We start from the raw sequence: 22373 nt of genomic DNA on the forward strand, positions 1-22373 counted from the left end.
TTAAGGCTGCGGTAGTTCCTGCTAGCAGGGTGGTTAAGGTGTCGTAACGAGAAAAATTTATATTCATGGCTATTGCTAATTAGTAGCTGGGTAGCGGGATTTGGCGGAGAAAGGGCGATCGGCGGTTGGTGCTATTTTCTGTTTAGTTTTATTACTGATTTGACGCAAAGGATCTCGGCTTTGTTCTTTAGTGATAATTTTACTCGCTTTTTTGTTCCTCGATTCCCTTTTTCACTGTAGGGCGCTTATGGGCGCACCTTAGTTAATCTCAATGTAGCGCACTGCCCAACTTACTTATTAAAACTAAACAATACATGACTCAAACTCGGTGCTTAATTGTTCCTTAGTCATCGTTCCTCCTGCGACTGGCATGACTAAATCCTATGCTCGATCCTCCGTCATTCGATTTTAGATTTTAGATTTTAGATTTTAGATTTTGGATTGACCCCACGGATAAATTTGGGGGCTTGAGGATTTTAGATTTTAGATTTTGGATTGATTCCACGGATAAATCACGTGGCCGGTACCATCAAGAAATTCTTGGTCAAATTCAGAGTACAACCATTCAAACGCAAAAAGGTATCTGTCACCGCAAAAGCTGATCGCTTGTTACCGTCAATAAACGGATGATTCCTCGCTATGTGATAGAGATAAGCAGCAGCTTGTTCGGCAATTTTCAGATGCAACAATTGACCGCCAAAAGTTGCTTGCGGTTAAGCCAAAGCCGACTCCAACAAGCCTTCATCTCTAACGCCAGGAGTGCCACCAAATCTTTCTATCTGTCTGGCGTGGATATTGACAACCATACTTGGGCTGACAAAATTAGGAGTTGGCAAGGCGACGATAAACCTCCTTTATTTCGCGTTCTGAATCTAGATATGCCTGCCATGCTTTGGCTTCTAGTTTTTGTTGTTCTTCTTCTTCAGTTTTTAAGGAACGGACAAATTCAAGCACTTTCAGCAGCACGAGTTCTGGTACTTGGTCGAGTTCTTGAAGAAGTTGGTCTTTTGCGGTCATGTTTCTTTCCTCTTAATGATCGTACAACTATTTTACAACCTCGCTTGTGCCCATTCAACGATCGCTTCAGTCAATCCGTCTAAGGTATATTCCTTAGCTTCCACATCTAACTGACCCAATAATTTCTGACAGCTTTTGGAAGTTTCAGGGCCGATGGATGCGATGCAAACGCTTTCCAACCAATCCTTAGATAGGGATAATTTTGGGCTTTCTTGTATGAGATTACAAAAGTTATGTACGGTTTTGGAACTGGCAAATGTTATGATATTTACGGCTTGATTTTGGAGTGCGGATAGGGCGATAGGATCAATATTTTCTGGACAGCAAGATTGGTAAGCTGGCACTTCTATTACTTGCGCTCCTTTGGCGGTGAATTCTTTAACTAAAACTTCTCTGCCTCCGCTTTCTACTCTGGGAAATAGGATTTTGCAGTTTTGCAAGTTATCCGGGAAGTTTTCTACTAGGGAATCGGCGACAAAGTTGGGGGGAATAAAGTCTGGTTGTAGAGAGTGCGATCGCAAACTTTCTGCTGTTTTTTTGCCGACAACTGCAATTTTAATACCAAACAAGCTGCGGGCGTCTTTGCCTTTTGCTTGTAATCGTTGGAAAAAGCAGTCTACAGCGTTATGGGAAGTGAGAATTAACCAGCGAAAGCTTGACAATTGTGCGATCGCACTGTCTAATGGTTCCCAAGTCGAAGGTGGCCCAATTACCAAGGCGGGCATTTCGATCACGCGGGCTCCTTGTTGCTGCAGTCGATCGCTAAATTCAGCCGACTGAGAAACAGATCGCGTGACTAAAATGGTTTTTCCTGCTAGCGGCAATTTGCTATTATTAATGGTGACAGGTGTATCGATCATATTTGTGCTTTCTGGCTGGATTAAATATTCGCGCAATCTAACTACTTCCCCAATTACGGTCACGCAAGGCGACAGAGATTGACCTGCTGTTTGCTGTACAATGTTGGAGAGAGTGCCGAGCCAAATTTGCTGTTCGGGGCGGCCGCAATCTCGGATAATGGCGATCGGAGTTTCTGGCGATCGTCCGTGCTTTTGCAATTGCCAAATTATCTCGCTTAAATTGCGTCCTCCCATCAATATTACCAAAGTTTCTATCTGCACTAATGCTTCCCATTCCAGATCATCGGGTTCGTGGGCGCTCATCACTGCAAAACAGCGACTCATTACCGGGTCTGTGAGGGGAATTCCTGCTAGTAAAGGTGCGGCTAGGGCGGAGGAAATTCCGGGTATTACTTCAAACTCGCAGCCCGCTGTGATTAATGCTTGAATTTCCGAACTGGAGCGACCAAAAATAAACGGATCGCCACTTTTTAAGCGGATTACTTGTTTTCCAACTTGGCAATGTTCTACCAGCAAGCGGTTAATTTCTTGCTGCTGGGTGGAAGGTTTGCCGCCACGTTTGCCGACTTCGATTTTTCGACAAGTTGCTGGGATTAATTCGAGTTGCGGGATGTCGATTAGAGCGTCATAGATTAAGACTTCGGCTTGGGATAGCAGTTTGTGCGATCGCACTGTCATCAAGTTACAATCTCCGGGCCCCGCACCGACTAAATAAACTTTCCCTTTTTGGTTTTTCACAATTCCTCCTCGATAGTATAGTTGTATGAATATTGCTAGCCTATAGTAAGACGCGCCAAGGCGCACCCTAAACTATAGTAAGACGCGCCGAGGCGCACCCTACGGTATACTCCCCAGTTTATTGTATTAGAAAAGCTATTTATGCAGATTATCATCATCACGGCCGCCGATGCAAATTACTTTGAATTAGTGCGAGGTACTATTTTATCGGTGCGGGAAAAACCAGAGGGTGAAAATGTGGCGATCGGCTTTTTCGATCTCGGTTGCACTCCCGAACAGTTGCAGTGGCTGGAAAGACAAGTTAATATCATTCAAAAGCCAGATTGGGACTTTGACTTTCCTGGCAGAAATGAAGCTCCCGAACATTTAAAAGGACTATTAGTTAGACCTTGTTTGCGAAAATACTTTCCCAATTTTGATATATACATTTGGATTGATGCGGATGCTTGGGTTCAAGACTGGAGAGCAATTAATTTGTTGGTTGAAGGAGCATCGCGCCGGGGACTGGCAATTGTTCCCGAAGTTCACAGGGCAAGCTTGCAGCAGTACGGGCAACTGCCTCAGTTTTGGCAGTGGGTTTATCAACAATATGAAGCTAACTTTGGTGAAGAAACCGCTAAAAAATTCTACAGTTATCCTATATTAAATGCCGGAGTTTTTGCCCTCCAAAAAGATGCTTTGCACTGGGAAGTATGGGCTGAAAAACTCCATCAAGGATTGCAGAAATCAGGCTGTGTCATGACAGATCAATTTGCCCTCAACCTCGCTGTTTACAGTAACGAATTGTTCAATCTCACTGAAATGCTCCCAGCTTGGTGCAATTGGATATTCAACGGTTTTCCGGTTTGGGACAAGCAGCGAGGCTGTTTTGTGGAACCTTACTTGCCGCAGGAGGCGATCGGCATTTTGCATTTAGCTGGCCGCCAGCAGTTTGACCGAGTACAATTGATGGCAACTGACGGCGATATCCTGGAAATTAGCGTCCGTTATCAACCTAAAAAACAGCCAGCAATACCAATATTTCAAGAACCAAAAATGACTTACCAACAACCTGAACTTAGCAAAAATAATTTATTACACCCAGGGGATTACGTTTCGCCAGGGTTCCAAATAATTATACCTGACTCCTATTTCCCCAATATGATTATTGCCGATCCAAATGCGAGTAACTGGCCTTACTTGCGCCGGGAAATTCCGCATAATTGGTATGCAGACAAGCGCTATCCATTCATCGGGTTTTTGAATCGCGACGAAGCACATATCCTTTACAATACAGCCCTGCAATTCAAAGGTAAAAAAGCATTAGAAATAGGTTGCTGGCTAGGGTGGTCGGCCGGTCACCTAGCCCTCGCAGGAGTTGAGTTAGATGTCGTAGATCCATTGTTAGAAAGAGAGGACATTAGACAAAGCGTAATCGACTCAATTCAATGTGCTCTAAATGCGTCGGGCGTTCAAACATCAGTCGAGCTAATACCAGGCTACAGCCCCCAAAGAGTCGAAGAATTTTCTGCTCAATTCAACCGCAAATGGTCGTTAATTTTTATTGACGGAGAACACGGAAAACCGGGCCCGTTAAATGACGCAATTGTTTGCGAAAAATTGGCGGAAGAAGATGCAATAATTTTATTTCACGATTTAAGTGCTCCCGATGTCGCTCAAGGTTTGGATTACTTAAAGCAAAGGGGATGGAATACTGTAATTTATCAAACAATGCAAATTATGGGTGCGGCTTGGCGGGGAAATGTCGAGCCTGTAAAACATCAACCCGATCCCAAGATTTCCTGGCAGTTGCCAGCACATTTGCACGGCTACAATATTAGCAGTTTAGAGACAATTAATTCTCAAACAGCCAGCCCAACCAATCAAAATCAACAGTCATCTTATACAAGAGATTTTTACCAATTAATCGGAGAAGGAACTCGCACTTCTGCTAGAGAAATTATTCCCCTGCTGTTAGACTTGCTGCAACCGATTTTACCTAAAAGTGTGGTGGATGTGGGCTGCGGTACGGGAAGTTGGTTAGCTGCGTTTCACAAATTGGGAATTGCTGATTGTTTGGGAATAGATGGCGATTATGTCGATCGCACTATTTTACAAATTCCTTTAAATCAGTTCCAATCCGCCGATTTAAAGCAACCGCTGCAAATAAACAGAAAGTTTGACTTAGCAATTTCCCTAGAAGTGGCCGAACATTTGCCGGCTACCTGTGCCGAAAACTTTGTTAATTCTCTCACTCAACTAGCACCAGTAATTTTGTTTTCAGCAGCAATACCATTTCAAGGCGGTGTCGAACACGTTAACGAACAGTGGCCACAATATTGGGCTTATTACTTTCAGAAAAACGGTTATGCAGTTATTGACGGCTTGAGAAAAAAAATATGGAACAATGACAAAGTAGAGCCTTGGTACGCTCAGAATGTCTTGATTTTTGTTAAACAAGAATACTTGTCGGGATATCCGAGGCTAGTAAATGAATATCAAAATACCGCTCTGAATCAATTAGCCATCGTCCATCCCAAGATTTATTTTTACAGTTTGCAAACTGCTAGAAATTCGGCACATAATTTACAATCAGAAAGTGTCAAACAAGTTACAGCATCGCCACAATTGGCAGATCGACCTTTGGTATCTGTGATTATTCCCTGCTACAATCAATCTCATTTTTTGGTGGAAGCAGTAACTAGCGTGATTAACCAAACTTACAAAAATTGGGAAATTATCATTGTCAACGACGGCAGCTTAGATAGTACCAGCACAGTTGCCCAAAATTTAATATTAGCAAATTCCCAATATCAAATTACGCTTGTAGAACAAACAAATCAAGGGCTTTCAAGTGCTAGAAATGCGGGCATAGCAGCCGCAAACGGTGAATACATCATGCCTTTAGATGCCGATGATATCCTAGCTGAAAACGCCTTGACTGACCTTTTAGAAATATGTTTAAAATCAAATGTCCCTTGCGTAGCCTTTGGTTCTTATCAAATGTTTGGCACGGAAAATCGTATAGTACCAAGTTACGAGTTGTATTCGCCCGAAAATATCAAGAAATCTAACATGATTCACCCGTCTTCACTTTATCACAAATCTATTTTGGATTTGGTCAGCGGGTACAAAGTTGGGATGAAGGAAGGTTACGAAGATTGGGAGTTTTGGGTTAACTGCCATAAGCACAATATTCCCTTTTTGGGAACGAGAGAAGTAGTTGTCAATTATCGGCGTTCCCAGGTTTCTATGTTGGCAAAAGCTCAGCAATATCATCACAAGTTGGTAGCACAAATTGTTTGTTACAACCGGGAACTTTACGATATTGAAAGCGTGAATGTTGCGGAAAAGCTATTGGATAAAATCGCAACTTGAGCCGGATTATTTACTATTTAGTCCGCCTTCGCCGACTTTGTTTGTGTAGTAGCGAATTCTATTCGCCGGAAAAGATGATTTTTAAAGCGAATTTGATATAACATCGAGAAAGCGTTGAACTTGTTTTTCCCAAGTCCAATCCAGCATAAAGTTAGCCGCAGCTAAACCGATCCGTTTTGCTTCTTCGCGATTAGTATAAACTTGCTCCAAAGCCTCGACAACTTCTGCCACATCAGACTCTCCCCAACCTTCAACACCGGAAAAAGGAGCCGTCACTTTAACTCGTCCTTGACTCCATAAAGGATAGCAAATATGGCTGTAAATCAAATCTAAATGACCAGTATTTGCTGATAAAATAGTCGGAATTCCGCAGGCCATACTTTCCATTGCGACTAAATTAGTGCCGCCTTCGCAGCGGTTGGTGAAAACAGCGCAGTCGGCTTCTCGCAAAATTTGTCCGGTGAGGTGATTGGGAATTAAGCCGATGTCGATAAAAGAGTCAACCGGCAAACCGTTAGCCACTAACCATTGAGAAATTTCTAAACTTCCGTCGCGGTTGATATTGGGAAGTCCGGCAACGTTTCCGGTTTGTTCGATTCCTAGCATATACTGAGGCCAGAAGTTGTGCCATGTTGTTAGTAACAAAGCCTCTGGATGTTTGGCGCGAAATCGTTTGAAAGCGGCAATTACAATATCTTGACCTTTGCGATATTCCAGTTTGCCGCCAGAGAAAATGACGAAGCGATCGCCAAATAGATTAGATTTGGGTGCAGGATGGAAAATTGTTGGGTCAATTCCTTGATGTACCATCGCCACATTAGTCAAGCCGCAGCTTCTCAAAACATCCGCATTCCAGTTGGAACCGGCGACAATCACGCTATATTTTTTGGCTGTTTCTAGTGCTTCTGCTGTGATTCGTGTGTCTTCAAAAAATATGACTCCTATTTGACAAGCGCTGGTAATTTGATTGTCAACTCCCGACGATGCTAAATTATTCCCCAAAGCGTAAAGTACGGGAAAATTACAACTGATTTGTTTGTCGGAATTTGCTGCTACTAATTCCTGAAAACTTTTGTGCTTTTCAATTACAGGTAACAACAGCGATTTATGCAGCGGATTCATTGATTCTGAGGTGATTGATGGGGGTGCTAAAAGTGCAACTTCCCAGGCTGGATTTTGCCGCAGTTGTAGTGTTAAATTCAGGGCGTAAATTCCCCAGCCGCTGGTGATGCTGATCGGCCAACTGATGCCCATTCCTGTAATTTGTGGGGGAGTTTCTGGGGGCTGAATTTGAGGCGGAGTTTCTGGGGGTTGGATTTGAGACGGAGCCTCTGAATATGCGTTACCAGGCAGAGCCAGGTAGCGAGGGAGAGGATGGGAAATTAGCTGTTCTAAGGCTGCTTTTATACGATCGCAAACTCCATCCCAATCACCAGCTTTTTGCTGGCGAAACAGACGCACAGTGGGATACCAAGGGCTATCTTCGCGTTCCAGCATCCAGCGCCAATCGGGCACGAAAGACAGCAAAATCCAGACGGGTTTGCCCAAAGCACCGGCCAAATGCGCCACAGAAGTATCTACGCAAATTACTAAATCGAGTTGCGAAATAATTGCTGCGGTGTCGGCAAAATCTACGCAATGGTTGCTCAAATCTTCAATTTGGTGTTGCTTTAATAAAGTAATATCGCCTCCTGACAAATCTTTCTGAAGGCTGTAAAAACTCACTCCCGGAACATCTACAAATTTCACAAAATCGCTCAATTTACACGATCGCCGATGATTGTTGCGGTGCAGCGGGCCGCCCGCCCACACAAGACCGACTTTTAGTTTATTGTTCGGCTCTAGGGAAAATTTAAAATTCTGTGGTGGGGCTAAATAAGGAATATTTGCCGGTATATTTTCCAAAGTCGTTCCCAGAATTCGGGGCAAACTTAGCAGCGGGACTTGCACTTGAAAATCTATCAAATCGCTGGGCTTGACTCCTACTCGATCGACTCCTGCAATTCCTTCAAATAAACGCTTCAGCAAGACATGACAAGCAACAATAACTTTGCCGCCTTTTTGCTTAACTAAAGCCGCGTAGCGGATAAATTGTATCGTATCACCAAAACCTTGTTCAGGGTGCAATAAAATTGTTTTTCCCTGCAAATCCGAGCCGTCCCAAAGTGGTTTCTCAAAAGAGCGCTGATCCAATTGTTGAGTTTGCCAGCGCGATTCGTACTCCGCAAAACCACGCTCAAAATTTCCAGTTAAGAGCAAAGCTAAGGCTAGTCTCAAGCGCCAATTTGGCGAGTTGGGACGTAGTTGAATTGCTTTATTGTAGAAGTCGATCGCCTCTGCGACTTTTCCTTGTTCTTCGAGGGCGGAACCAAAATATAAGTTTGTTTCGCTCAGGTTGGGATTGATTTCTAGCGCTTGTTTGTAGTGCGAAATTGCCTCGATTATTTGCCCGTTTTCCTGTTTGAGATAACCTAAATAACTGTGGGCTTCGGCGTGGCTGGGTGAGGCGGCAATTACTTGTTCGTAGCGAACGGCTGCCTCTGCTTTTTTACCTTGTTTTTCTAAGGCTTTTGCTAGGTGAAATTGTACCTGTGCGGGCGACAAAGAAAATCGAGCCGAAGCTTCGGTATCTCCGTTACCAGGCACAGCTTGGGAACGAGTAGATTGTAGGGGCGGTTCCCTCGTGCCCGCCCTTTCTAGCAAGGCTGTTTTTACGCGATCGAATACTTCCTCCCAATCGCCCGGTGTATGCTGCCGAAACAGTCGCGCCGTCGGATACCAAGGGCTGTCTTCGCGTTCCAACATCCACCGCCAATCCGGCATAAAACACAGCAAAATCCATACGGGTTTACCCAAAGCACCGGCTAAGTGCGCGACAGCCGTATCCACGCAAATTACTAAATCTAGTTGCGATATCACCGCCGCAGTATCGGCAAAATCGTTCAAATTGTCGCTCAAATCTATCACGGGAATTTGAGTTAACAAACTACGATTTTCAGGCGATAAGTCTTTCTGAAGACTGTAAAAAGTTACACCGGGAATATCTAATAATGTGAGAAAATAGCTTAAATCGCTCGATCGCTGAAAATCCTTCAAATGTTCCGCACTTCCAGCCCACGCAATCCCAACTTTAAACTTACCATCGGAATTTAGAGAAAATTGCCAATTGGGCGGCGCAGCTAAATAAGGAATACTTGCCGGTATATTTTCTAAATTTGTTCCGAGAATATACGGCAAACTCATCAGAGGTGCTTGCACTTGGAAATACGGCAATTCATCCATCCGAACCGCCACTTGTTCGATGCCAGGAATCTGCTTAAATAAACGCTTCAGTTCTTGATAGCAAGAAAGGATTACTTTGCCACCTTTTTGCTGCACCATTGCCGCGTAGCGCACAAATTGAATGGCATCGCCTAAACCTTGTTCGGATCGGAGCAAAATAGTTTGTCCGTTCAAATCTGAACCGTCCCAAACTGGTTGATCAAAATTCAACCGTGGTAATTTTTTCGCCTGTTCAGTTTGCCAGCGCCACTCGTATTCTGCTAAACCGCGCAGCCAATCTCCAGTCAACAGCAAGACTAAGCTTAAATTGAAGTGAGCTTTAACACAATTTGCATCAAGTTTTATAGCTTGATTGTAACAAAAAATTGCTCGATTTACGTCTCCTAATTGTTCAACAGCACTGCCTAAATTAGTAATAGCTTCTAGATAATTATGGTTCAAAGATATGGCTCGTTCTAAGCTAGAAATTGCCTGTTCTATTTTTCCCGCCGCCAAGCATAACGTTCCCAGGTGATAGTGTGCTGTAGGATTGTTTGGTTCTGCTTCAATTGCACGCTCGTAAAGGCGTTCAGCCTCGGCTAGCTGAGATTGTGCTTGCATCGCCGCACCCAAATTTACCAGCGCGGCCGCATAATTGGAATTGACGGAAAGTGCTTGATGAAAATACGCGATCGCAGTCGGCAACTCGCCCTGCTGCTGAAGTATCGCGCCGAGATTGTTGAGAGCTTTGACGTAAATCGGATTCAGGGCGATCGCCTTTTGAAAACAAGATACAGCATCGGCTATATTGCCTTGATCTTGCAGCAAAATACCTAAGTTATTTTGCGCTTGAGCGCAGTTAGGGTCGATTTCGATCGCGCGCTGATAATAGGTGGCAGCTTCGGCTAAATTGCCTGTTTGGTGCAGTGTCACTGCCAAATTAGTGGCGGTTTCGATCGAGGTCGGCTGCAAAATTAAAGCATTTTTAAAACAAGCGATCGCCTCGGAAGATCTACCTTGCGCTTTCAGAACATTTCCGCAATTGAACTGTTCTTGAGCTAAGTCAACATTGGGCTGAGCTTCTATTAGTGGTTGAGCTTCCTGATGCTGGATAATTCTTTCTCTGAGCGCCAAACTAGCTTGTTCTAAAACTCCTTCCCAATCTCCCGCTGTTGACTGGCGAAACAGCCGCGCCGTGGGATACCAAGGACTATCTTCGCGTTGCAACATCCACCGCCAATCCGGCACAAAACAGAGCAAAATCCACACGGGTTTGCCCAAAGCACCAGCCAAGTGTGCCACACAAGTATCTACAGAAATCACTAAATCCAGAGCCGAAATTGCCGCCGCAGTATCCGCCAAGTCGTGCAAATAATAGCTTAAATCTGTTACAGGCATTTGCTCTAACAAAGCGCGATCGTCTGCTGTCATTTCCTGTTGCAAACTATAAAATTCTGCTCCGGGAATATCTAACAGTTTTGTCAACAAATTTAGGGGTAACGATCGCACCTTATTTTGGGAATTTTTAGGATTTCCAGACCACACAATCCCTACTTTCAAATTAGTAGTTGGATTGAGAGTAAATTCCCAACCGGGCGGCGGAGCTAAATAAGGAACATTCGCCGGTATAGTTTCTAAAGTTGTTCCCAGAATGTGTGGCAAACTCATTAGCTGGACCTGAACTTGAAAATCCGGCGCATCCTCTGGATTAACTATTAACCCATCGATTCCCAAAACTTGTGCAAACAAGCGCTGCAAGTGTGGCAAACACCAAACAATTACCCTGCCTCCTTTTTGCTTGACTAAATCTGCATAGCGGATAAACTGAATTGCATCGCCTAAACCCTGTTCCGGGCCAAGCAAAATAGTTTTCCCCTCCAAATCTTTACCATCCCAAAGCGGCTGAATAAAGTTGTGGCGCCGGAACTGTTTTTCTTTAACTAGGAGTCGCCATTCGTACTCGCAAAAACCACGCTGCAAGTCTCCAGACAGCAGCAAAGCTAAACCTAAATTTAAGTGAGATTCGGGGCTAGCGACATTAAATTTAACTGCTTGGCTGTAGTAGGTGAGAGCCTCCGCAAATTGTCCGCGATTGTGCAAAGCACTTCCCAAACTGGTGAGGGGATTGATATAACCGGGTTTGAGTTCGATCGCCCGACGGTAACAATCGATCGCCTCTGCCATTTTTCCCGCTTCCTCAAAAGCTTTGCCGAGATTGTTCAAAGCTTGTGGAAAGTCGGGTTTCAGGCTCAAAGCTTGCTGATAGCAGGCAATCGCATCTTCAATTTTGCCCTGTTTATGCAGGACAATTCCTAGATTGCCGTGAGCCTGTGCACTGGCTGGCGATGCCTGAATCGCTTGCTGGCAAACAGCTAAATCCTCATCCAACTTATCTGGACTAGACAGCGAACTCCCGCAAGCGAGATCAGTTTCTGCCCCATCCGGTTGCAGCGCCAGAGCTCGATCATAGTATGCGATCGCGCGGTCAATTTTGCCCTGTCGGATCGAGGCGTATGCTAAATGCTGCAAAGCCTCCACATCATTGGGAGCGATCGCGATCGCGCGTTCGTAATTTGCGATCGCGCGTTCGTAATTCGCGATCGCATCCTCCCCTTGTGCCTCCAAAGCAATTCCCAAATTCAAATAAGCCACCGCGCAATTAGGATTCACTTGAATCGCTTGCTCATAGCAGCTTATAGCCTCCACCACGTCCCCTTGTTCTTCCCGCAACAGGCCCAAATTAATCAGCGCTTCCGCGCAATTCGGGTTTAAAGACAGCGCCCGCTGATATTCTGCGATCGCCTCTTCAGTCTCCCCTGCTTCCGCGAGCGCGCTGCCCAAATTGCTCGCAGTTTCCGCCAAATTCCCGTCGATTGCTAGGGCTTGTCGGTAGTGCGCGATCGCCTCTGGGAGCCTGCCCGCTTGTTGTTTGACAACGCCTAAATTGCTGTGCGCGGCTGCGTAATTAGGATTGAGCGCGATCGCTCGCTCATAACAAGCGATCGCACCGCCAAAATCGGCTTGCTGCTGCAAATCCACGCCCAACCGAAACTCTGCATCCGCCGAATCCGACGGCACAAATGCAGCAGCAACCGCGCCTAGAGCTGCCGCCACCCGATCGAAAACGTCCTCCCAGTCGCCCCGCTGATGCTGGCGAAACAGCCGCGCCGTGGGATACCAAGGACTATCTTCCCGTTCCAACAGCCACCGCCAATCCGGCGAAAACGCCAGCAAAATCCACACTGGTTTGCCCAAAGCGCCCGCCAAATGGGCGACAGCGGTATCCACACTAATGACTAAATCCAGTTTGGCGATCGCAGCAGCAGTATCAGCAAAATCGCCAAAATACGGGCTCAAATCTACGATCGACGTTTGATTCAACAGCGCGCGATCTGCCTCAGAAACCTCTTTCTGCAAGCTGTAAAAGCTTACCCCCGAAACGTCCAAAAGCGGCAGAAACTGACTCAAACTGCACGAACGCTGCTTGTTTTTGCGGTGTTTTGGATTCCCCGCCCAGACAATGCCAACTTTCAAAGTGCGATCGGGCCCAAGCTTAAATTCAGCACCCGCAGGCGGAGATAAATAAGCAGTATTTGCTGGTATTGTTTCCAGCTTCGTACCGATAATATAGGGCAAACTCAACATGGGCGCTTGCACGTCAAATTCCGGCAGTGGCTCCCCTTTAACTATTAGCAAATCAATGCCATCAACCGTTGCAAATAAACGGTGCAATTGCGGGTAACAGCCCACAATGACCCTACCGCCTTTATTTTTGACGATCGCAGCGTAGCGAATAAACTGAAGCGAATCACCTAAACCTTGTTCGGCGTGCAGCAAAATAGTCTTTCCCACCAAATCAGAACCGTCCCATAGCGGCCGGTATTCTCTCACCGAAACAGTATTATCCAGCCCCGTCAAAAAACAGGAGTGACCAGTGTGAAATTCTTTAATTTGCCAGCGCCACTCGTATTCAGCGAGACCATTTTCCAAATCTCCCACCAACAGCAAAGCCAAGGACAAATTCAGGTGAGCGCTAGCGTGATTGGGGTTTAAATAAATCGCTCGTCTGTAGCAGGATATGGCATTTTGTACCGCGCCTTTTTCCAGAAACGTCCTGCCTAAATTGTTGATAGCTTCCACAAAATCTGGCAGCAATTCTAGAGCTTTGTGATAATACTCCAGCGCATCTTCTAAATTGCCCTGTTCTTGCAAAACAGTTGCCAGATTGTTATAAGCTTCCCAGCTATGCGGATTAATTCCCAGCGCTCGCCGGTACAGCTCGATCGCCCTGAAAAGTTCGCCTTTTTCTTGCTGCGCCACAGCTAAATTAATCAGTGCGGGTACGAAATTAGGTTCAGCGACAAGAGCTTGTTCGTAATGTGCGATCGCCTCTTCCACTTGACCTTGCTCCTCAAAAATCTTTGCCAAGTTGTAAGCTGTTTGAGGAATATTTGGATCAATGGCTAAAGCTTCTCGGTAATGGGGGATAGCGGCTTCCAATTCGCCATTTTCCTGCTTGAGAAAACCAAAATTAATCCGCGCTTGAACGCAATTTGGGTCAAGAGATATTATCTGTTCGTAAAGGGCGATCGCCTCTTCTCTATCTCCTGTTTCCATTAAATGTTCTGCTTGCCGCAATAAATCCTCTAAGACAACCAAATTATTGCCAGCCGTTCCGAGCGCAAAAGAGGTCTCAATTCCCTGCAATTGCTTAACTGTGGAGCGTTCCGCTAACCCTTCGCTCGCAATCACAAATGTTTGTTTACTCTCTTGAACTACGCTTGCACCTGTCATTTTGAGAGCTGCATAATCGAGATCCGGCGTAGGATTAGCAGTTATTCCGAGTGAAACTAAGTCAAGCTGATCGTGGGCAGAATCCTCAGAATAACTAGCAGTATTGGTCAGCGCAAATAAACTCAAAGCCGCCTGTACTTCCTCAAACAATTCTTGCCAACTTTCCGGCTGACTTTGGCGGAAAAGCCTCGCAGTTGGATACCAAGGATTATCTTCACGATCCAGCAGCCAACGCCAGTCAGGAGCAAAAGAAAGCAGCACCCAAACCGGTTTTCCTAAAGCACCAGCTAAGTGCGCCACAGCCGTATCGACACTAATGACTAAATCCAGTTGAGATATAGCCGAAGCGGTATCAGCAAAGTCGTTCAAATGCGGAGTTAAATCCGGCACTAAGTGTTGGTGCAACAAAGTGCGATCGCTCTCGGACAAGTTTTTTTGTAAACTATAAAAAGCGATTCCCGGAACATCCAAAAATCGAATAAAATCGCTCAATATGCAAGAACGCTGATTGTCTTTCCGGCGCTTCGGACTCCCTGCCCAAGCAATCCCCACCTTCAATTTGGCATCAGAAGAAAGCGCAAACTTGCACTCAGCAGGCGGATATAAATAAGGAACATTGGCAGGTATTGTTTCCAGAGTTGTCCCGACAATTCGCGGCAGACTCATCAGCGGCACGTGAACATCAAATTCTGGCAAACCTTCCAGACTAACTGATAAATATTTAATACCAGGAACTGTCGTAAACAACCGCAGCAGTTCTGGATAGCAAGCCACCATAACTTTAGCGCCTTGGCTGTGAAGAATCGGGGCGTAGCGAATAAACTGAATCGAATCGCCGAAGCCTTGCTCGACGTGGAGTAAAATAGTTTTCCCCTGCAAATCCGAACCATCCCAAACCGGCTGTTTAAATTGCCTCGGTTGTAGTTGCGGAGTGCGCCACCGCCACTCGTATTCAGCAAAACCGCGCTGAAAATCTCCAAACAATAGCAAAGTCAAGGCGAATTCCAAGTGGGCGGTGGCGTTGTCTGGCTGCAATTCCAATGCTCGACTGTGACAAGAAAAAGCTTCTTGAAATTCTCCTAAATCGACCAAAGCGTGTCCGAGATTATTAATAGCCTCCACGAAATCTGGCTTTAAGTTTAATGCTTGCCGGTAGTGGGATATTGCTGCTTTTGCATTGCCTTGTTCGTGGAAAAATGCTCCTACATTGTTGTGAGCTTCGGGATTGATGGGGTCGATTTTTACCGCTTGCTGGTAGCAGTTGAAAGCTTCGGCTAATTTACCTTGTTGCTGCAAAACTGTTCCCAAGCCCATTAGGGAATATGTCAAATTTGGATTAATTTTTAAAGCGTGGAGGTAATAAGATATCGCCTCGTTTAATTGATTATTTTGTTTAAACAAATGTCCTAAATTGTGCGCTGTTTCGTGCAGGTTTTGGTCGAGTCGCAGCGCTGTTTGGTAATATAAAATAGCAGCGTCTATTTCGCCTAATTGTTGTTTAATCCAGCCCAAATTATTGTAAGCGAGTGCCGAATTGGGCTGGATTTTGATGACTTGTTCGTAACTGACGATCGCCCTTTGATATTCGCCTACATCCAGCAAAAGATTAGCCTTATTTAAATGTGCTTCTACAAAATCGCTGTTTTGGACGATCGCCTGTTCGTAAAAGTCGATCGCCTCTGAAATTTTTCCCTGCTGTCTCGCCGCTATTCCGAGCAAACACAGCACGTTTGCTGATTCCGGCTGTACTTCTATTATTTGCCGGTACAAATTCTCAGCTTCTAACAAACGGCCCGCTTGGTGATGTTCCCAAGCTAATTTCAAAGAGTCTTCGGCACCCAATTTGCAGGCAGATTTCCGCGATTTTTTTTGAGAAGCCATAGTTGTCTTGGTTGTTTGGGAGTTCGCTAACTTGTAATTGCCAACTTATTCTAATTTGTTAACTCTTCCTTCCTTCTTCCTTCTTCCCCCTTCCTTCTTCCTTCTTCCCCCTTCCCCATTCCTTCTTCCTTCTTCCCCATTCCATCGCAGTTACATCCGTTACATCCGTTACACAATCCGTTGCCGAACTTCCCCTTCTACCCCAACAAACAAGCTGCGGGAAAAATCAGATATTCTAAGAAAAACAACTTCCAGATAAACTGATAAAATGCAGCAATTTCTATTTTATCGTCCAAATCAACTTTCGTGCTCCAAAACCACATCAAACCCAAAGCCGCCAAATGAGAAACTGCCAGAAACACTAAATTAACATTCGACAATACGATCGCTCCCGCCAAAGTCGCGCCCAAATAACAAACCGTCAATACCCAGCGAGATAAATTAAAGACGGCAGGCTTGCCCAGCTCAATCGTAAACGTAGTAATATTATATTGCTTGTCCCCTTCCATGTCGGGGATATCTTTAAAAATGGCGATCGCAAACGTAAACACCACAACAAAAACCGTTAGCACCCAAACTTCCGCAGGAATCCGAAAAGACATACTCTCCAAACTCCAGCCAGAAAAAGCGCTTTTCGCCCTTCCCAAACCCAACACCCAATTAAAGTGCAAAAATAACCCTAAATTTACGATCGCGCCCCGCACAGTAAAAATGCACAGCGCCGCCCAAAAAGGAAACCGTTTCAGCCGAATTGGGGGCAGAGAATAAGCAGTCCCGATCGCCAAACTAACGCCAACGGTAGCCAGCAAAAACGGGCCTTGCAAAACAGCCGTTAAAATTGCTATAATTCCCGTGGCAATTACAATTAATTCCCCGGTTTTCTGAGAAAACACTCCCGAGGCGATCGGCAAATACGGCTTATTTATTTTATCAATTTCAACATCTTCTAACTGGTTCAATCCCACAATATAAATATTGCCGCAAATGCAAGCCAACCAGGCAAAAGCTAGGGACCCAAATACAGGATTCACAAACAGCCGCGCACTTTGGGCGATCGCGTACAAAGCCAATACACTCAAGCTAGTACCCACAATTGTGTGCGGCCGAGAAAACTCCCAAAAAGCCCTCACCCAGCTTTGCGGAGCCGAGCCATTTTTATCAATCCAAGACTTGCCAATCGAATCATTGCCCATAAAACTCACACCCACCCCAAACAAATAATATTCTGTAGGGTGCGTAATACGCACCTTACTCATCTACTCAAGACTCAAAACTTCTCTGATATATTCCTGTTATTTTACAGCACAAATCAGCCCAAAACGAATCAACCCGCTCTGATATCCACGGCTCATCAATACGAGAGCAAGTGCTGCTTGAATAGTCGTCCAACCGCTAGTTAGCAAACCCCAAATTGCGCTCGGAGTCAAAGCAGAATCGATCACCACATCCCAAAAAGGAGCAACAGCTTTTGACCAATCAGCGGTGCGAATACTTGTCAAAGGCAAACTGCGAACAATTTCCTCGTATTCCGGCAAAGAAATCACATAAGGCAAAGCATAAACTCGGTAAATTTCTGCCAATTCTTTTCTCTCTTCATCAGTTAATTCACCCGCCGTTTCTCCCAGCGGGCGGTGACACCAAGTTGCCAAAATCAAAGTTCCTCCCGGCTTGAGTACGCGGCAGCATTCCTGCAAAAACTTAATTTTGTCTGGCATATGTTCGCCACTTTCGAGCGACCAAACCAAGTCGAAGGACTCGTCAGGAAAAGGCATATTCAAAGCATCGGCCACCAAAAAGTTCACATTGCTTTGAGCATCGGCAATTTTAGCGCGTTCGGTCGCTCTGTTGGCCTGTACCGGACTCAGAGTAATCCCGGTCGCTGTAACGCTAGCGCCCGTTTTATTTTGTTCAGGCGATCGGCTATAATTTTGATCCGCCTCGCCATCCAACTTTAAATTATTTGCCGCGACCGAACTAAACTTTTCAGTCAAATACAGTGTGCTGCCGCCGATCCCGCAACCGACATCGAGAATGCGGTAAGATTCACACAGTGCTTTCTCTGACGGTACTCCAGCCCAAGCCAGCAGTTCTTCAATTAAATCTATCTGAGCCTGTCGGCGCTCTTTTTTCAAATTGCCATCCGGGCCGTAGTAACCGTGGTGCATATGTTCGCCCCACACCTGCTCCCACAAACCGCTAGAAGCGTCGTAAAGTTGCTGAATTTGCTGGTAAAGTGTTGATGTCATCGCCGGATCGCAAGTTATTAAAGGAATTCTACCGTTATTTTCCCGCTGTTGTCATAGAATTTGGCGATTGAGTTCGATCGGTCTCCGGCCTTCGCCAGATAGAGATGTCCTGACTTCACGCCCGACGCTCTATTTGTGGGTTCCCTCTAAAACCTCAAATCTCAAATCGATTTGTGGCTTCCCTCTCAAACCTCAAATCTCAAATCGATTTGTGGGTTCCCTCTCACATCTAAAATCTAAAATCTCAAACCTAAAATCGAATGACTGTCTCGCGAACCATTGCTTTGGGCTTTCTCGCTGTCATCCTCGCAGGTACTCTATTGCTGATGATGCCCTTTTCCACAATTGATGGAACTTGGAGCGATCCAATAACAGCACTGTTTACCTCTACTTCCGCTGTCTGCGTCACGGGATTGTCGGTTGTGGATGTCGGAAAATATTACTCTTTTTGGGGGCAACTGTGCCTAGTTTTACTGGTGCAAATAGGAGGCTTGGGCTACATGACAGCCACGACTTTCTTGCTGCTGTTATTGGGCCGCCGCTTTGGCTTGAAAGACAAAGTTGCCCTGCAACAATCTCTCGACAAATCCGGGCTAGCCGGCGTAGTACAACTCGTGCAGTCAATTCTAGCAACAACCCTTTTGTTTGAATTAACAGGAGTGTTTTTGCTGATGACGGTTTTCGTCCCCCAATACGGATTTAAAGAGGGTGTGTGGTCTGCTATATTTCACAGCGTTAATTCGTTTAACAACGCCGGTTTTAGCATCTATTCAGATAATTTGATCGGCTACATCAATTCGCCTATGGTTAACTTCACTGTCGGTGGTTTAATCATATTTGGCGGAATCGGCTATGAAGTAATTATGGAAATGTACCTGTGGCTGCGCGATCGCTTGAAGAAAAGCCCTATCTGCACAGTTTTTTCTTTGAACTTCAAAGTTGTTACCACTACAACGGCTGTCCTTTTGATTTTAGGAATGCTAGCCTTTTTGGTGCTGGAATACGACAACCCTGACACTTTCGGCTCTCTAAATTTTCCTCAAAAAGTGATGGCAGCTTGGTTTCAATCTCTTACTCCCCGCACGGCGGGATTCAATACAATTGACATTGGCAAAATGAGCGAAGCCTCGCTATTTCTGACTGTCGCGCTGATGTTTATCGGCGCCAGTCCTGGCAGCACCGGCGGCGGAATCAAAACCACAACTTTTAGAATATTGTTTTGCTGTACCACAGCAGTTCTCGAAGGCCAGGAAGATGTGGAGTGCTATCAGCGTCAAATCCCGCCAGCAATGATTCTAAAAACCATTAGTGTAGTCTTCGGTTCCATGTTGGTCGCATTCACATCTGCAATTTTAATCGAGCTGACCAATCCCGAAGTAGAATTTATCGCAGCGCTGTATGAAGCAGTTTCAGCTTTTGCCACGGTCGGTCTTTCCACAGGGATTACAGCCAAGATTTCAGCGATCGGTAAGCTAGTTTTGATTGCTACAATGTACATAGGTCGGGTTGGCGTGTTGCTGCTGATGAGTGCTGCCTTCGGCGATCCAAAACCCAGGTCTTTTAAGTATGCTGAGGAAAGTTTGTTAGTGGGATAAAAAATTCTGCCTCGTTGCTGATAATCTAAACAATGGGTGACAACCCAAATCAACTTTTACTACTTAGCCAAAAATCAAAAGGAGGCGGCGCTGTCTCTGCTAAAATTTCAACAGCAAGACGCTCAGCGCTGGATATTCAGTGAACCTGTCATCTTTAAATTTTTTTCGCACTTTGCGCGCCGACAACAAGCAGTTTGCCGTTATTGGTTTGGGACGCTTCGGCAAAGCTGTGTGTTCTACTCTGCACGGTTTGGGTTACGAAGTCCTGGGAATTGACACCGATGAAAAAAAAGTAACTCAAGCTTTGAACGATCGTATTGCTGCTCACGTTGTGCAGTTAGATTCTACTGAGCCTAGCGCTCTTCAGGAAGCTGGTATATTTGAGTTTGAAACAGTGATTGTGGCGATCGGCAATTACCTAGCAGAAAGCATTACCACCACCCTAAACCTTAAGGAAGGCGGGGTAAATCACGTAATAGCCAAAGCTTCTTCGGAAACTCACTTAAAACTGTTGAAAAAAGTCGGCGCAGATCATGTAGTTTTTCCAGAACGAGAAATGGGCTGCTCTTTGGCCCGCCTTCTTACAAAACCCAGCATTTTAGAACGCTTTGACCTCGACCCAGCTCACAGCATCGTTGAGTTGCTCGTTCCTGAAAAGTTTGACGGTAAAACCATCTCCGAATTGGAACTCCGGCGCAGGTATGGTTTGAACTTGCTAGCAGTCGGGCGCGCCGAAAAGTTCGAGATTAATCCGGAGCCAAGCGAACGCTTGAGAAAGGGCGACGCGATGGTAGTAATTGGTTCTAATAAAGATATCAATCGCTTGCCAATTTAACAGCTCGCCATTTTACGCACATACACCAACACTCCTGGACTCAGAAACCCACTTTCTTGTATTCCGAGTGTCGAATTCCTCAGCAATTCTTGCGGGATGTGTGAAAATTTCAGACCTTCAAAAACCCGGTTGATCTAAAATAAACCGGGTTTCTCTGTCGATCTTTATGTTCTAATTTTTAACTGAAATATGTAAATTGAATTTCACCAGTTCTGGGGTTGGTTCCGTCTTTGCGACCCCCTCGGAGAACCTAGCCAGACAAATCGCAAAAAATTTTAACAAGGTAGCAGCACTCGATCATCGCGCTCCCGCAAATCATAGGAGCGCTAGCCCTAAAAATTCAGCCGACTTTCAAGATTTTTTGCAAATAAGCTTTGCCGAAAACCAGCACCGCCAATACTAGAGCAAGTTCAACAGGCCAAGGACACGCCGCTACCAACCAAATTAACGAACACATTCCAATAATTGCAGCTATGGGAGCCGGAATTCCGTCTAGCGTTCTGTTGTCAGTCCCGGCAGTCACCCACCAAGCAATCAAGCATACCGTCAACGGAATCAAGCAACTTGTGATCATGATTTTTACCCCATCAATTTTTTGACATATGGCATCTGAGCATATTGTAACAATACATCAAAGATTCAGAAATGCACCAATAATTACGATAAAATTTAAGGTTAGGTAATTCATACGCGGGAGTGATAAATTTTTTAAATTTTTAGCTTCGGCTCTCTCCCAAGGCATAAATAGGCGGGCATCAAGCATGATTTAGGGATTTTTATTTCTAGAAAAGTGCTTTTCTTTTCTACCTTGAGATGAATTGCGATGCGCTCATCTCTGCAAGTTATACTCAGGATGGCAGTCAGTTACTGTAGAGCGTGAATCAATGCTGGGCAAATTTTTTCGCAAGCCAGAATCAGAAAACATAGATCGCGTCCCCCCGGGTCAATACCTCGCCAACGGTTTTCCTGTGCTGACCTACGGCGATACACCCTCCGTCAGCATTGAAAGTTGGGAATTTAAAGTCTGGGGATTGGCAAAACCACAAACTTTCACTTGGTCGGACTTCCAGGCCATGCCCCAAAGTAACTTTACGGCGGATTTTCACTGCGTCACCCGGTGGTCAAAACTCGACGTGCAGTGGACGGGAGTCAAAGTCACAGATTTTATGAACTATATAGAAGTCGATCCGAAAGCTCTGCACGTCCTAGAACACTGCTACGGCGGCTACACTACCAACATTGCGATCGCCGACTTCCTCCGAGAAGAAAACTTTTTCGCCCACACCGTCTTCGGCGAACCTCTATCCGCAGACCACGGCGGCCCAATGCGACTCGTAGTTCCCCACCTGTACGCTTGGAAAAGCGCTAAATGGATTAACGGCCTGGAGTTTACAGAAACCGAAGAACTAGGTTTTTGGGAACGCAACGGCTACCACCAGCGGGGCGAACCTTGGGCAGAGGAACGCTACAGCGGTCTGTTTTGATGCGGGCGATATGGAGCAAGGACGGGGTCAGAGCTTCTCTATATAATCTTTGTTGATGGGCAATCCGCTCTTTTACCGCTTCAATCTGCTGAAATTGCATCTCCTCGATCGCATCTTGGGGATATCTCACGCCAGGGGCTCTATTTAATTCAACCAAAATACCTAGACCCAACGATCGCATTTTGTACGTAATTTACCCGATAGATAAACTACTTTAACTCCCCTACACCAGCCCCAAAAAACACATATTCCCAGTTTCTGGCTAATAGAAAACTTCTGGAACTGTCAGTACCCACGAATCTTAC

General features: G+C 45.4%; 11 protein-coding genes. 4 read left to right on the top strand and 7 right to left on the bottom strand.

What is annotated here, in order from left to right; translation table 11 throughout:
• Positions 1-512: 512 nt before the first annotated feature.
• The 3 genes from Q5691_RS13855 to cobA form a co-directional block, all read right to left on the bottom strand.
• The gene (locus Q5691_RS13855) at positions 513-689 is read right to left on the bottom strand and encodes a type II toxin-antitoxin system death-on-curing family toxin (RefSeq protein WP_333210709.1); all 177 of its coding nucleotides are present in this window, start codon (positions 687-689) and stop codon (positions 513-515) included.
• A gap of 133 nt (positions 690-822) precedes the next feature.
• A complete protein-coding gene (locus tag Q5691_RS13860) occupies positions 823-1017 on the bottom strand; it encodes a DUF2281 domain-containing protein (protein WP_333210706.1) in 195 nt (64 codons plus the stop codon).
• A gap of 32 nt (positions 1018-1049) precedes the next feature.
• Positions 1050-2615 (bottom strand): uroporphyrinogen-III C-methyltransferase, encoded by a 1566-nt coding sequence (cobA, locus tag Q5691_RS13865; protein WP_333312122.1) that lies wholly within the window; start codon positions 2613-2615, stop codon positions 1050-1052.
• 141 nt (positions 2616-2756) lie between these two features.
• Here cobA and Q5691_RS13870 point away from each other — a divergent pair, with 141 nt between their 5' ends.
• Positions 2757-5972: a glycosyltransferase gene (locus tag Q5691_RS13870; RefSeq protein ID WP_333345262.1), complete on the top strand. Its 3216-nt coding sequence runs from the start codon at positions 2757-2759 to the stop codon at positions 5970-5972.
• A gap of 81 nt (positions 5973-6053) precedes the next feature.
• Here the strand turns inward: Q5691_RS13870 and Q5691_RS13875 are convergent, their stop codons facing one another.
• From Q5691_RS13875 to Q5691_RS13885, 3 genes are all read right to left on the bottom strand, one after another.
• The gene (locus Q5691_RS13875) at positions 6054-15908 is read right to left on the bottom strand and encodes a tetratricopeptide repeat protein (protein ID WP_333345264.1); all 9855 of its coding nucleotides are present in this window, start codon (positions 15906-15908) and stop codon (positions 6054-6056) included.
• 197 nt (positions 15909-16105) lie between these two features.
• Positions 16106-17164: a homogentisate phytyltransferase gene (locus Q5691_RS13880; RefSeq protein ID WP_333345266.1), complete on the bottom strand. Its 1059-nt coding sequence runs from the start codon at positions 17162-17164 to the stop codon at positions 16106-16108.
• A 36-nt stretch (positions 17165-17200) separates the two neighbouring features.
• Entirely contained in the window at positions 17201-18154 is a 954-nt protein-coding gene (locus tag Q5691_RS13885; RefSeq protein ID WP_333210698.1) for a methyltransferase domain-containing protein, read from the bottom strand.
• Positions 18155-18414: 260 nt separating this feature from the next.
• Here Q5691_RS13885 and Q5691_RS13890 point away from each other — a divergent pair, with 260 nt between their 5' ends.
• Together Q5691_RS13890 and Q5691_RS13895 are read left to right on the top strand one after the other, a co-directional pair.
• The gene (locus tag Q5691_RS13890; protein WP_333210696.1) at positions 18415-19749 is read left to right on the top strand and encodes a TrkH family potassium uptake protein; all 1335 of its coding nucleotides are present in this window, start codon (positions 18415-18417) and stop codon (positions 19747-19749) included.
• A gap of 139 nt (positions 19750-19888) precedes the next feature.
• A complete protein-coding gene (locus tag Q5691_RS13895) occupies positions 19889-20584 on the top strand; it encodes a TrkA family potassium uptake protein (RefSeq protein WP_333210695.1) in 696 nt (231 codons plus the stop codon).
• 340 nt (positions 20585-20924) lie between these two features.
• On the opposite strand, the gene Q5691_RS13900 is transcribed toward Q5691_RS13895, so the two are convergent.
• Positions 20925-21158: a hypothetical protein gene (locus tag Q5691_RS13900; protein ID WP_333080936.1), complete on the bottom strand. Its 234-nt coding sequence runs from the start codon at positions 21156-21158 to the stop codon at positions 20925-20927.
• Between the two features lie 310 nt (positions 21159-21468).
• Between Q5691_RS13900 and Q5691_RS13905 the strand changes: the two genes are divergently transcribed.
• Positions 21469-22068: a sulfite oxidase-like oxidoreductase gene (locus tag Q5691_RS13905; protein WP_333345268.1), complete on the top strand. Its 600-nt coding sequence runs from the start codon at positions 21469-21471 to the stop codon at positions 22066-22068.
• Positions 22069-22373: the final 305 nt, after the last annotated feature.

The sequence above is a fragment of the Microcoleus sp. w1-18aA5 genome (assembly GCF_036701705.1).
Taxonomy (GTDB): Bacteria; Cyanobacteriota; Cyanobacteriia; order Cyanobacteriales; family Microcoleaceae; genus Microcoleus.